Origin of the sequence: Nakamurella antarctica (assembly GCF_003860405.1) — a bacterium.
GTDB classification, from domain to species: domain Bacteria; phylum Actinomycetota; class Actinomycetes; order Mycobacteriales; family Nakamurellaceae; genus Nakamurella; species Nakamurella antarctica.
In genome coordinates, this window is sequence record NZ_CP034170.1 from 1,059,010 (window position 1) to 1,071,155 (window position 12,146).

13 protein-coding genes and 1 pseudogene are annotated in these 12,146 nt (G+C 61.5%); 12 read left to right on the forward strand and 2 right to left on the reverse strand.

Features of this window, described 5'->3' with window-relative positions:
- The first annotated feature begins 80 nt into the window (after nt 1-80).
- The 7 genes from fmt (at nt 81) to EH165_RS04670 (ending at nt 6,433) form a co-directional block, all read left to right on the forward strand.
- Nucleotides 81-1,076: a methionyl-tRNA formyltransferase gene (fmt, locus tag EH165_RS04640; RefSeq protein WP_124798238.1), complete on the forward strand. Its 996-nt coding sequence runs from the start codon at nt 81-83 to the stop codon at nt 1,074-1,076.
- On the forward strand, nt 1,076-2,488 hold the full coding sequence (locus EH165_RS04645; protein ID WP_124798239.1) for an RsmB/NOP family class I SAM-dependent RNA methyltransferase: 1,413 nt from the start codon (nt 1,076-1,078) through the stop codon (nt 2,486-2,488). The genes fmt and EH165_RS04645 overlap by 1 nt, the downstream gene beginning before the upstream one ends.
- 54 nt (nt 2,489-2,542) lie before the next feature.
- On the forward strand, nt 2,543-3,199 hold the full coding sequence (gene rpe, locus EH165_RS04650; protein ID WP_422392130.1) for a ribulose-phosphate 3-epimerase: 657 nt from the start codon (nt 2,543-2,545) through the stop codon (nt 3,197-3,199).
- Between the two features lie 129 nt (nt 3,200-3,328).
- Entirely contained in the window at nt 3,329-4,006 is a 678-nt protein-coding gene (locus EH165_RS04655; RefSeq protein WP_124798241.1) for a riboflavin synthase, read from the forward strand.
- Nucleotides 4,003-5,352: a bifunctional 3,4-dihydroxy-2-butanone-4-phosphate synthase/GTP cyclohydrolase II gene (locus EH165_RS04660; protein WP_124798242.1), complete on the forward strand. Its 1,350-nt coding sequence runs from the start codon at nt 4,003-4,005 to the stop codon at nt 5,350-5,352. The genes EH165_RS04655 and EH165_RS04660 overlap by 4 nt, the downstream gene beginning before the upstream one ends.
- Entirely contained in the window at nt 5,349-5,843 is a 495-nt protein-coding gene (ribH, locus tag EH165_RS04665) for a 6,7-dimethyl-8-ribityllumazine synthase (protein WP_124798243.1), read from the forward strand. Before EH165_RS04660 ends, ribH begins: the two co-directional genes overlap by 4 nt.
- Before the next feature lie 2 nt (nt 5,844-5,845).
- Nucleotides 5,846-6,433, forward strand: a complete 588-nt coding sequence (locus EH165_RS04670; protein ID WP_124798244.1) for a PH domain-containing protein — start codon at nt 5,846-5,848, stop codon at nt 6,431-6,433.
- A 70-nt stretch (nt 6,434-6,503) separates the two neighbouring features.
- Here EH165_RS04670 and EH165_RS04675 read toward each other — a convergent pair whose 3' ends face one another.
- Complete coding sequence (locus EH165_RS04675; RefSeq protein WP_124800296.1) at nt 6,504-6,842, reverse strand: DUF1844 domain-containing protein; 339 nt, start codon at nt 6,840-6,842, stop codon at nt 6,504-6,506.
- A gap of 406 nt (nt 6,843-7,248) precedes the next feature.
- On the opposite strand from EH165_RS04675, the pseudogene infC reads away from it, so the two are divergent.
- The 4 genes and pseudogenes from infC to EH165_RS04695 all read left to right on the forward strand — a co-directional run.
- Nucleotides 7,249-7,920: pseudogene (infC, locus tag EH165_RS16800) on the forward strand (translation initiation factor IF-3); the annotation flags it as partial.
- A 571-nt stretch (nt 7,921-8,491) separates the two neighbouring features.
- Entirely contained in the window at nt 8,492-8,686 is a 195-nt protein-coding gene (gene rpmI / locus EH165_RS04685; RefSeq protein WP_124798246.1) for a 50S ribosomal protein L35, read from the forward strand.
- Nucleotides 8,687-8,782: 96 nt separating this feature from the next.
- Nucleotides 8,783-9,172 carry a 50S ribosomal protein L20 gene (gene rplT, locus EH165_RS04690; protein ID WP_124798247.1) on the forward strand — a complete coding sequence of 130 codons (390 nt, stop codon included), beginning with the start codon at nt 8,783-8,785 and terminating at the stop codon, nt 9,170-9,172.
- Nucleotides 9,173-9,312: 140 nt separating this feature from the next.
- Nucleotides 9,313-10,173, forward strand: coding sequence for a TrmH family RNA methyltransferase (locus tag EH165_RS04695; protein WP_124800297.1), 861 nt, complete (start codon nt 9,313-9,315; stop codon nt 10,171-10,173).
- Nucleotides 10,174-10,300: 127 nt separating this feature from the next.
- On the opposite strand, the gene EH165_RS04700 is transcribed toward EH165_RS04695, so the two are convergent.
- A complete protein-coding gene (locus EH165_RS04700) occupies nt 10,301-10,768 on the reverse strand; it encodes a type II toxin-antitoxin system PemK/MazF family toxin (protein WP_422392131.1) in 468 nt (155 codons plus the stop codon).
- Nucleotides 10,769-11,069: 301 nt separating this feature from the next.
- On the opposite strand from EH165_RS04700, the gene pheS reads away from it, so the two are divergent.
- Complete coding sequence (gene pheS, locus EH165_RS04705; RefSeq protein WP_124798249.1) at nt 11,070-12,146, forward strand: phenylalanine--tRNA ligase subunit alpha; 1,077 nt, start codon at nt 11,070-11,072, stop codon at nt 12,144-12,146.

Consider the following 12,146-nt stretch of genomic DNA (forward strand, 5'->3'; position numbering starts at 1 on the left):
CGTGTGAGTGGCACTCGTCCGGCCGTTGCCTACCGCTGTCAGCGTTAAAGATCTGACAGCTTCAATGAAGGAGTATCGCCCTGCGCATCATCTTCGCCGGAACTCCCGAGGCAGCGGTACCTGCGCTGCTCGCGCTGATGAGCTCCGCGCACCAGGTGATCGCGGTGGTGACGCGTCCGCCGGCTCGGTCTGGCCGCGGAAGGACTCTCATCCAGAGCCCGGTCGCCGCTGCTGCCGAGGAACTCAATCTTCCTATCCTCACCCCGACATCTGCGAGCGACCCTGAGTTCCTCGCGCAATTAGTCGCGCTAGCGCCTGACGCGGCCGCAATTGTGGCCTATGGAGCACTTCTCCCGCCGGCGATTTTGACAGTACCCACTCACGGGTGGATCAACCTGCACTTCTCGTTGCTGCCCGCATGGCGCGGCGCCGCGCCGGTGTACGCAGCGATTCGCTACGGCGACGAATTGACGGGAGCCACGACGTTTCGACTCGAAGCTGGATTGGATACTGGTCCGGTGTTTGGCACTGTGATCGAGTCAATTCATCCGTCGGACACCGCCGGCGCTCTTCTCGATCGGATCGCGGTATCCGGGGCGCAGTTGCTGGTACACACCCTGGACGGAATCGACAACAATTCGTTGGTTCCGGTTCCGCAACCGTTCGATGGCGTAAGCCACGTGGGCAAAGTGAGCGTCGCCGATGCTGAGATCGACTGGTGTGTTCCCGCTTTTGCGATAGAGCGATTGATTCGCGCACTCACTCCGGAGCCCGGCGCGTGGACTACTTTCCGCGGGCAACGGCTGGGAGTTGGGACGGCCCAGGTCCTCGATGGATCGGCCCCGGAATTACGCCCCGGCGAGCTGCAGATCTCCAAACGAGAAGTGCTGGTAGGCAGCAGTTCTGGCGTTTTAAGACTCGGTTTCGTTCAGCCTCAGGGTAAGAACGTGATGGGTGCGGCGGATTGGGCGCGAGGCGTCCGGCCACGCGAAGGCGAAGCCTTCGCGTCTGTTCAAGAAAAGATAGCCATGAGGAATGAGACCATCGAGTCCAACGAGATCAACGAGGCGAACTAATGAGCAGACCCATCGGTCCGGCCCGTAAGGGAAGTACTCGGCCTCCGCAGCGGCCCAGCACCCAGCAGCCACCGACTCCAGACCCCGCACGGCAAGCCGCCCTCGATCTCCTCAGGGCTGTGCGCGAAGACGGGGCCTATGCCAATCTCGCGCTACCGAAGATCTTAAATGATCGGCGAATCTACGGCAGGGACGCAGGCCTGGCAACTGAACTTGCCTACGGGACCTGCCGGGCCATGGGACTGCTGGATGCCATCCTCGCGCAAGGTTCGGGGCGGCCGCTCGCCGAGTTGGATGGCGCCGTACATGATGCGTTGCGATTGGGCGCCTATCAACTCCTTCGGACGAGAATACCTGCGCACGCTGCAGTGTCGGCGACGGTGAACTTGGTTCGCACTGGGCCGAAACCTGGGGCAGCCGGATTTGTGAATGCGGTACTGCGTCGCGTCAGCGAGCGCGAAGAGGGGGAGTGGGTGGATTTGCTGGCGCCACCTATCGCGACCGACCCGATCGGCCATTACGCGATGCAAACCGCGCACCCCAGATGGATAGCAGAGGCGATCAATGACGCCCTCGGTGCTGAATCTGACGAGTTGCTCGAGGCGCTGACCGCCGACGACCAGCGACCTCAAGTTCACTTGGTGGCAAGGCCCGGGCGGATCAGTGTGGCTGACCTCGTCATAGAATCTGTCGGCGAACTCGCGCGGTATTCCCCGTACGGGGTGTACTTGCCAGACGGCGACCCCGGCCGGTTGCGAGCTGTGGCGACAGGCTTGGCCGGCGTCCAAGACGAAGGATCCCAGCTGGTGGCGCTTGCGCTCATCAACGCGGAAATTGAAGGCCCGGATAGTCGCTGGCTGGATCTGGCAGCCGGTCCCGGGGGCAAGGCGGCAGTGATCGGTGCGCTCGCTGCGGAGCGGGGCGCACAGGTGGACGCGATAGAGATCACCCCGCACCGGGCGGAATTGGTGCGGCAGGCGGTAGCCGGCCTCCCCGTGAAAGTTCACGTGGCGGACGGTCGCTCGACGACGTTGCCGCCCGAGACCTATGACCGTGTATTGCTTGATGCACCGTGCACAGGGTTGGGCGCGCTGCGACGCCGGCCCGAAGCAAGGTGGCGTCGCTCACCCGCATCGGTGGCCGAACTGGTGGAGCTGCAGACGGAACTACTGATCTCCGCGGCAGCCCTCGTCCGTCCCGGTGGCTTGATCGGATACGTCACCTGCTCACCGCATTTGGCGGAAACCGCGGATATCGTCGCAGCTAGGCCTGCAGGACTCGACCTTGTCGACGCCCGACCTTACCTGCCGGGTGTGCCCAAACTGGGTGCTGGACCGACTGTTCAACTGTGGCCACATCGACAGGGAACGGACGCCATGTTCTTGGCGATCATGCGTAAGTCTGTCCGCTGATCATCCGGGCAGACCGAGGGGACGAACTAGGCTGGCATGGTGAGTAAAAATGTGCTGATTGCCCCCTCCATCCTGTCGGCTGACTTCGCCAAACTCGGCGTGGAAGCAGAGTCGGTGCGGGGGGCCGATTGGCTGCATGTGGACGTGATGGACAACCATTTCGTGCCTAACCTGACGCTGGGATTACCGGTAGTGAAGTCTCTGCTCGCCGCCACGGATATCCCATTGGACTGTCACCTCATGATCGATGATCCGGATCGCTGGGCTCCGGCCTACGCCGAGGCCGGAGCGTACAACGTCACCTTTCACGCGGAAGCGGCGTCGAATGCGGTTGCCACTGCGAAAAACCTTCGAGCAGCGGGCGCGAAGGCGGGCCTTGCTCTGAAGCCGGGGACATCCCTGGCGGACTGGGCTGAAATTTTGCCCCATTTCGACACGCTTTTGGTGATGACAGTGGAACCGGGCTTCGGCGGCCAGTCTTTTATTTCTGAAATGGTGCCCAAAATTGCGTTGGCGCGGCACTTGGTGGATACCGGGCACCTCACAATCGTGGTCCAGGTCGACGGGGGTATCGCGGCACACACCATCGAGGCCGCAGCAGAGGCGGGTGCTGATTGCTTTGTCGCCGGCTCCGCGGTATTCGGCGCCCAGAACCCGGCGCTAGCGGTGGCCCAACTGCGCCAGATTGCCCAGGCTGCCAAGATTCCTTAAGTTTTGGATCTCCGTGAGTATTCGACCTAGCCGCACTGAAGTAGTCGGAATTGACGGGCGCACCGAGGCCAGCCACGAACAAATAACGAAAACACCATCAGAGCAGACAGCACCGAGGAAGGCACAGCGATGTTCACGGGAATCGTCGAAGAACGTGGCGAAATCATTGCACTGGCAGTTGCCGCCGACGGCAAGGATGCACGGATCACCGTGCGCGGCCCGCTGGTGACAACCGATGCGGGACACGGGGACTCCATCGCGGTGTCCGGTGTGTGCCTCACGGTGGTGGATCAGTCCGAAGGTACCTTCACCGCTGACGTAATGGCGGAGACACTGATCCGGACCACAGTCGGAGCTCTGAAAGCGGGCGATTTCGTGAACCTGGAGCGATCGGTTACTGCAGCGACCAGGCTTGGCGGGCACGTCGTGCAAGGCCACGTCGATGGCATCGGGCAGATCATGTCTCATGTTCACTTCGAGGCCTATGACGAAATCCGGATTAGCGTTCCGGTGGCGCTCGGCAAATATATTGCGAGCAAAGGATCGATCGCGGTGGACGGGATTTCGCTCACGGTCATTGATGTCGCGGACACCGCACGCGGATCCGAGTTCACGGTTGGCATCATCCCGGAAACACGAGAGGCTACTACTCTGGGACGTCATGGGGTGGCGGCGCTGGTCAATATTGAGGTTGATGTGATGGCCAAGTATGTCGAGCGCTTATTGACCGCCCATCCTGGGCTCGCTGAGCCGCTAGTCGCGTCGGTCGTCGACGAGGACGTACACAGAAACCAGACCACATCATGAGCACACCAGAATCAAGGGGCCAAACAATTTCCGAGCGCGCCTCGACAGCGGCTGGCTTCGACTCGATCGAGCACGGGATCAGCGAAATTCTTGCTGGGCGAGCCGTGGTGGTGGTGGACGATGAGGACCGCGAGAACGAAGGTGACCTCATCTTCGCCGCCGAATTAGCGACGCCGCAGCTGGTCGCATTTACCGTCAGGTACTCCTCCGGGGTGATCTGCGTGCCTCTCGACGCAGCCGATTGTGACCGTTTGGAACTCTCCCCGATGACACGGGTCAACACCGACCCTAAACAAACCGCTTACACCATCTCGGTGGACAGCAAGATCGGTGTGAGCACGGGTATCTCTGCATCGGATAGGGCGCAAACCATTCGCGCGCTGGCAGACCCAGCTACGCAGGCATCTGACCTGAGCAGGCCAGGGCATGTGTTTCCCCTGCGTTCCCGCGAGGGCGGCGTGCTCACGAGACCGGGACACACGGAAGCTGCGATCGATCTGGCAGCTCTCGCTGGCCTGCGACCTGCGTGTGCGATCGCTGAAATCGTCAACGACGACGGCTCGATGGCCAGGCTGCCCGAGCTTCGTATTTTTGCCGAGGTGCACAAACTGGCGCTGATTTCCATTGCCGACTTGATTGCCTATCGGCTCCGTACCGAAGTGCAGGTGGAGGAAGTAGCCAACGCGCGGCTTCCGCTGCCGCAGGGGGAATTTCGGGCCGTCGGCTTTCTCAGCAAAGTGACCGGTAAGGAACTTATTGCTTTGGTCCACGGGGAGATCGGCGACGGGGAGGATGTGCTCGTCCGTGTGCACTCCGAATGTTTGACGGGCGACGTGCTGGGATCGCTGCGATGCGACTGCGGCCCCCAGCTCCATGCGGCGTTGGATGCGGTAGCCGCCCAAGGTCGGGGTGTCGTTCTGTACATCAGAGGGCACGAAGGCCGAGGTATTGGGCTTTTGCAAAAACTACGCGCCTACGAGTTGCAAGATAACGGCGCCGACACAGTAGATGCCAACTTGCAACTCGGCCTACCCGCTGATAGCCGAGAGTATGGCTCTGGCGCCCAGGTCCTGGCCGCATTAGGGATTCGCTCCATGCGCTTGCTTACCAACAATCCTGCCAAGCGTGCAGGGCTCGAAGGGTACGGGTTGCGAATTGTTGAGCGGGTGGCTTTGCCCGTCCACGCCAACCCGGAGAACATCCGCTATCTCACCACTAAGCGAGACCGCATGGGACACGACTTTCTCGACCTGGACGAGCCAGACGAGCTGTGGTTGGCCTCTTCGGACCTTCCGGAAGCAACCACTGTGGCCCACTCACCTCTGACCCCGAAGGAGCGCATATGAGCGGCGAAGGACGTCCGGCGCTAGCTATCCCGAACGCGAGCGGCATCAAAGTGGCGATCGCTGTCGCCCAGTGGCACGGCGAGATCACGGACCAGTTGCTTACCCGCGCACTGGCGGTCGCTCTCGAAGCCGGCACAGCGACTCCGACTGTGGTGCGCGTCGCAGGCTCGGTCGAACTCCCAGTGGTGGTGCAACAGTTGGCGTCCAACCACGATGCGGTGGTGGCTTTGGGCCTCGTCGTGCGCGGTGGGACGCCACATTTTGAGTACGTGTGCGACGCGGTCACCTATGGTCTGACGCGCGTGGGTCTGGATACCGGCGTGCCAGTGGGAAACGGAGTACTCACGGTGAATTCGCTTCAGCAGGCGATCGACCGAGCGGGCGGCGTGGACGCCGCCGAGGATAAGGGCGCTGAATCGATGGTGGCAGCCCTTGCGACAGCACTGACCCTTCGCGAACTTCGCGCGCCTGCGGCACGAGTGGGATTTTAATAATGACTACGACAAACAACCCCGTACTACTGACCGTACGGCCCCGCAAAATCACCTACTTTGCAGGTGTAGGCGCTGCGATCGTCGTCGCTGTCACCGCTGTGGTTGGTGTGACGCTACGGTCGGACACCACCGGCGTCTATTTCCGTACTGCGGACGCGGTTTCCATGATCGTGTTGGGATTACTGTTCGCCGGCGGGATGATGCTGGTCGCTAGGCCCCGTTTGCGGGTGTACGCCGATGTCGTCAAAGTCCGAAATATTTTTGGTGAGAAAACCATTGAATGGCCGTTGATTCACCGGGTGGCTTTCCCCGAGGGGTCGCAGTACTCGCAACTGGAGCTCGCCGACGACGAGATGGTGGCCGTCATGGCGATTCAAGCAATGGATAAGGAGCGAGCAGTCGCAGCGCTTCAACAGTTCCGCGCACTCTTTAAACAATATGGCTCGCCGCCGCCGGTGGTTTCTCCTGAGGCAGCCGCACGAAGAGTGGCAGCGCCAGACCCCCACCGGCCGCTCGGTCGACTGGAGCAAATTGACCTGCAACGGGCTGCCGAGGGAAAGACTAAGAAGCGATTCGGTGGTCGCTGATGTGGCAGCTGTCAGAGCCGCTCCCGGTGTGACCCGCTGAGCGCCGATCCGTCTACAACGCCCTGCGCGTTTAGCGTCGGCGTGTCTCGCCGGGCCCGGATCCGGGCTCGTCTGGGTAGAGCGAGTACTCGCGAAACGCGCCTTGAAGCCCCGCTAGTCCATCCCGGAAGGCCGCAGCGTGTGGCCCCAGGTCTGGTGCTGCTGCATTGACCAAACCGGCAAGAGCGGTAATGAGATGCCGGGCCTCGTCCAAATCCCGATGAGCAGGATTGTCGGGGTCTGGAGAAGAAAGTCCTAACTGTTCTGCAGCTGCGCTCATCAACATCACAGCAGCCCGCGAAATTACCTCCACTGCTTGAATATCGGCAAGGTCGCGAACGTCGCCGCGGTGGCTGTGATCAAGAGGGATCCGCCCGGGTCCGTCAGCTGGAGCACGAAGGCCAACTTCACGGTCCGATCCACGATGCGGATCGATGGGGTCAAGAGCGGCAGGGGTCGGATGTTCGGAGGGGATTCGTTCTTCAGGAGTCACGTGTAGTAGCCTTGCAGGTGCGACCACTCTGAGGGAAACCGAAGAGCAAGCAAGTGGAGTCCGACTCCCACCCGAAGCTGCTCACGCGGCCGGGTACGGTCCTGCAGCTTCACTGCTTTTCTGCTTGTCGCCAAGCAGGGTGCTGGCTGCGGTGCGCGTCCGCCTTTGAGGCGTTCGCCGATCGCGCGCTCGGATCCCGTTGCCAAGGCAGCGGGATTTTTTGTTGTTGAAGGGCAGTACAAGTACAGATGAACGAGAAGGCCCTGGCAGGGTCCAATCGGTCTTGAACCCGGCACGCAAGTGCTGGCAACTAACACACAGTCTTCAGGAGGACTCAATCAGCGTCGAGCCACGCATTAATGACAGGATTCGCGTCCCTGAGGTCCGTTTAGTCGGACCCGACGGCGAAATGGTCGGGATCGTTCCGATCGGTAAGGCGCTGGATATGGCTGTCCAGGCAGATCTCGATCTGGTCGAGGTTGCGCCGACGGCCCGTCCGCCGGTTGCGAAGATCATGGATTACGGCAAATTCAAGTACGAAAACGCACAAAAGGCCCGTGAGGCCCGTCGCAATCAGGTGTTGACCGTCATCAAAGAGATGAAGCTCAGACCAAAAATCGATGGGCACGATTACGAGACTAAAAAAGGTCACGTGGTCCGGTTCCTCAAGGTTGGCGACAAGGTCAAGGTCACGATCATGTTCCGCGGTCGGGAGCAGTCCCGTCCGGAACTGGGCTACCGCTTGCTGCAGCGGCTCGCTGGTGATGTCGCGGAGCTCGGCTTCGTTGAGAGCGCGCCGAAACAAGATGGCCGCAACATGATCATGGTGCTCGCACCGCACAAGGCTCCGGCGAAAACGCCCAGGGCGCATGCAGAGCCGGAAGTTCCTGCGAAGGTGCGCGGGGCTGCTCGGATGCCCGCTCCCGCGGACGCGCCCCCTGCGATGCAGGGTGAAAACGTGACCTCGACTGAGGCGGATGACGGTACCGAAACCGCAGTACTGGAATCCACCAGTGTGGAAACCGAAGCTGTGGAAACCGAAGCTGTGGAAACCGAAGCTGTGGAATCCGAAGCTGTGGAAACCGAAGGTTCCGAGCTAGCCAATGCTGACGCAGAGAACTCCGACTCGCCTGCAGTGGACGTTGGGCCGGAAGTGGCCGAACCGGTCGAGCTCAAAGCTTCGGAAGCTGCTGCGGCGCCATCACTAGCGGCGCCGAAACCGACGGCCGCAAGGACGCCGGCACCTAAGCCCGCAGCCGCAAAGCCCGCAGCCGCAAAGCCCGCAGCTGCAAAGCCTGCGGCCGCAAGGACGCCGGCACCTAAGCCTGCAGCCGCAAAGCCTGCAGCTCCAAAACCAGCGCCCAAGCCCAAACCGGCCGCGAAACCAGCGGCTACACCGGGTAACTAATTCACAATGACTTCAGGGAATGTCCGTCACCGGAGTCTCCCTACCGTGCCGGTGGAATTCATCGGCACCCGTTCCTCGAACTCGGGGGGCGGGATGCACGCAGATCAGCGAGGAAGAAATGCCTAAGCAGAAGACACATTCGGGGATGAAGAAGCGGGTCAAGATGACCGGCTCCGGCAAACTCGTTCGCGAACAGGCCAACAAGCGCCACTTGCTCGAGGTCAAGTCCTCGACCCGCAAGCGTCGTGTTGATGGCATGACCGATGTTGCCAAGGTTGATGTGCCGCGCGTCAAGCGCATGCTCGGTATCTAATACCGCATCAGCAGTAAGTATTTTCCAGACTTCCCCTTCCCGAATGTCCATGCGCGAGTTGCGAAGCTCGCGTCGAAGTAGAAAGACAGGTGTGCCGTGGCACGCGTCAAAAGGGCGGTAAACGCCCATAAGAAGCGCCGCACAACTCTGGAGCGCGCTGCGGGTTATCGCGGCCAGCGTTCCAGGCTGTACCGCAAGGCTAAAGAGCAGATTCTGCACTCGCTCAACTACGCCTACAACGACCGTCGCAAGCGTAAGAACGATTTCCGCAAGCTCTGGATCGCGCGCATCAACGCAGCGGCCCGTGCACACGGCATGACGTACAACCGTTTCATCCAGGGGTTAAATCTTGCAGGCGTTGAGGTTGACCGCAAGGTCCTCGCCGAACTGGCCGTGCACGAAGACGTTGCCTTCGCCGCTTTGGTGAAGATCGCTCGTGAAGCAGTGCCCTCGGTGGGCGATGCAAATGCTGAGAGTGCAGCCTGAGCGCCAATGAGCGCCCCCGCCGACGCCCGACCGGTACTCCGGCCGGGCGTTCGGTTTCTTTGGGCCGCTCCGACTCGGGTCGGGATTTCTCAGGCCTGCCGGTAGGTAAGTCCGCGTCCTCATCAAGGGACGCCGAATTCCTGCATGAAGGACCTGATCTGGAGGCCGACGACGTCGTCGATGGCGCGCTCGGTGAACGTAGCCCGCGGATCGCGGCGGCTCACCGATTGCTCCGTCGATCGCGCAGGACCGAGGCCGGGGAGTTCTTGGCCGAGGGAGCGCAGGCAGTCGGCGAAGCCATTGCCTATGCAAGGAACAACCCGGGCATCGTGCACGAGCTCTACATGACCTCGGATGCTGCGACCAAGCACGTAGATCTGGTGCGGGCAGCGTTCGCGGCCGGCATTGAAGTCACGGTTGTCACCACGCGGGCTGCGTCTTTCCTTTCGGATACTCAGGCACCGCAGGGATTATTCATTCGGAGCAAAGCCATCGATGTTTCGCTGGCCCAGGCGGTCAGCAGCGGCGTCAAGCTCGTTGCTGTGCTCGTGGATGCCAACGATCCCGGCAATGCCGGAACCGTCGTGCGTCTCGCCGACGCCTCGGGGGCAGATGCGGTGATCTTCGCGGGCGATTCGGTGGACTTTTACAATCCCAAGGCCGTTCGCGCCTCCGCGGGTTCAATATTTCACCTGCCGATCGTCCGTGCGGGTGATCCATTGGAGCTCATGGCGGAACTGTCAGCTGCAGGACTAAGTGTTCTGGCCACTACTGGCGGTGCTGAAGTGGATCTGGATCAAGCACGCAATGACGGGCTTTTGGACCTGCCCACCGCATGGATCTTCGGATCGGAAGCCCATGGCCTGCCCGAGTCCGTGATTGAAGCAGCCGACGAGGCAGTCAAGGTCCCAATCCATGGCAAGGCAGAGTCGCTGAACCTGGCGACAGCTGCCGCCCTGTGTCTTTACGCCTCGGCGTCAACCCAAAGACACCAGGGCTGATCGTTCGGAGCTCGCGGAAGAGTTGTCACAGAGGGAGAAACAGCGGTGCGGGCCCCCGGGCGCCGCACCGCTGCACTCTGCACCGCTGCACTCTGCGCCGGGCACCGCTGCACTCTGCGCCGGCCGCCTAGCTCCACCGATAGCGCGTTGTCAATGCCGCCTTCACGAGATCGAATCGAGGCCTGTCGAGCGACGCAGCTTCGCGCCGCATGCCTTGGGGGTGTACCGAGAAGACGCGATCGATGTTGATCCAACTCGGACGGCCTTCGCCGTCCCAGTTGCCCGAACCGATTGATACGAACTCCGAATCCCCGTCATGCTGCTTACTCGTCAGCTGCACAGCCAGTACATTTCCCGTCGGCAGAGTGGCTACTACCAGCACCGGGCGGTCTTTACCGCGGCCATCGCGTTCCTCGAAGGGCACCCAGGTCCACACGATTTCTCCCGGGTCGGGATCTCCATCCACCTTGGGCGAGTACGTCATTCTGACGGCTCCCACGTTCGATGGATCTACCTCCAACGTCGCTGTAGGACCATAGCGACCCGATTCGGCTTGGTCAGCAGGGGATGCATGGGTGGCGCCGGTCGGCTTCACCTGGCCCTGCCTGGGAGCTACCGGGGGCCTAGGTGGTGGCGGCTTTCTCGACGTCGGCGCTGTCAAGGTCTCGACTACGGAGCGAAGGAGTTTGGCCAGGAAGCTACTGGTACTAGACATAATCGACGACCCTACCGGCCGCAAGGAGCAGCGAGTGGGAGTGGTGTGGTGGCAGGATCAATTATGCTCACGCGGTCTGATTAACGCACTAAGCGCTCACGAGGCCGGTGGGTTACGAGCGCGTGATGAAAGTCCTGGTTCGTAGCGATGCGGGAACTAATGTGCGGGGAACGGGAACACGATGACGAGCAATGATGGGTCCCAAGATATTCAGCTGCAGCTGAATGAGGCATCGGAACAGGCGGTGGCGGCGTTTGCGGCTGCGCCTGACCTGTCTTTGCTGACGGCGGAAAAAGTGGCGCATCTGGGCGATCGCTCACCGGTGTTGTTGGCTAGGCGGAACCTGGGAACGCTACCCGGTTCCGAGAGAGCAGCCGCGGGCAAGGCAATTAACGCTGCGCTGGTATACATCACGGCCCAGCACGCGGAGCGTTTGGTGGTGCTCACCGCTGAGCGCGAGGCCAGCATGCTCGTGGCAGAGAAAGTTGACGTCACCCTGCCGTTCGATCGCCAGCCTCGAGGGTCACGGCACCCTATTTCGTTGATGATGCAGCAGACCGCTGACACCTTCATCGCCATGGGATGGGAGGTGGCGCAGGGCCCCGAACTCGAGGCCGAGTTCTTTAACTTCGACGCGCTGAACTTCCCACCGAATCACCCGTCGCGCGCGACCGCTGACACTTTCTATCTCGCTGACTCACTCTCGCAGGTAGGCGCCAGCCCGGACTCGGAATCCGGCTTGGTGCTGCGCACCCACACGTCCCCGGTTCAGGTCCGGGCGATGTTGGAGCGAACTCCGCCCATTTACGTGGTGTGCCCAGGTCGGGTGTATCGCACGGACGAGCTCGATGCGACCCACACCCCGGTGTTCCACCAGATCGAGGGCTTGGCGATTGATCGTCATTTGACGATGGCACATCTCAAGGGAACCCTGGACCACTACGCCAAGGCGATGTTCGGACCCGATTCCCGGACCCGTCTGCGGCCGCACTTCTTCCCATTTACCGAGCCCAGTGCAGAACTGGACGTCTGGTTCCCCGAGAAGAAGGGCGGAGCTGGCTGGGTGGAGTGGGGTGGCTGCGGCATGGTGGACCCGAACGTGCTCATCTCGTGCGGGTTGGATCCAGCCGAGTACAGCGGCTTTGCGTTCGGAATGGGGGTGGAGCGCACGCTCCAGTTCCGCAATTCCATCCCCGACATGCGGGACATGATCGAGGGCGACGTGCGATTTAGCGCGGCCTTCACGACGGAGGTTTGA

Excerpts from the sequence above, each read along its gene's own strand:
- EH165_RS04645 (WP_124798239.1), top strand. The coding sequence starts at position 1,076 with ATGAGCAGACCCATCGGTCCGGCCCGTAAGGGAAGTACTCGGCCTCCG.
- EH165_RS04655 (WP_124798241.1), top strand. The coding sequence starts at position 3,329 with ATGTTCACGGGAATCGTCGAAGAACGTGGCGAAATCATTGCACTGGCA.
- EH165_RS04660 (WP_124798242.1), top strand. The coding sequence starts at position 4,003 with ATGAGCACACCAGAATCAAGGGGCCAAACAATTTCCGAGCGCGCCTCG.
- ribH (WP_124798243.1), top strand. The coding sequence starts at position 5,349 with ATGAGCGGCGAAGGACGTCCGGCGCTAGCTATCCCGAACGCGAGCGGC.
- EH165_RS04670 (WP_124798244.1), top strand. The coding sequence starts at position 5,846 with ATGACTACGACAAACAACCCCGTACTACTGACCGTACGGCCCCGCAAA.
- rpmI (WP_124798246.1), top strand. The coding sequence starts at position 8,492 with ATGCCTAAGCAGAAGACACATTCGGGGATGAAGAAGCGGGTCAAGATG.
- pheS (WP_124798249.1), top strand. The coding sequence starts at position 11,070 with ATGACGAGCAATGATGGGTCCCAAGATATTCAGCTGCAGCTGAATGAG.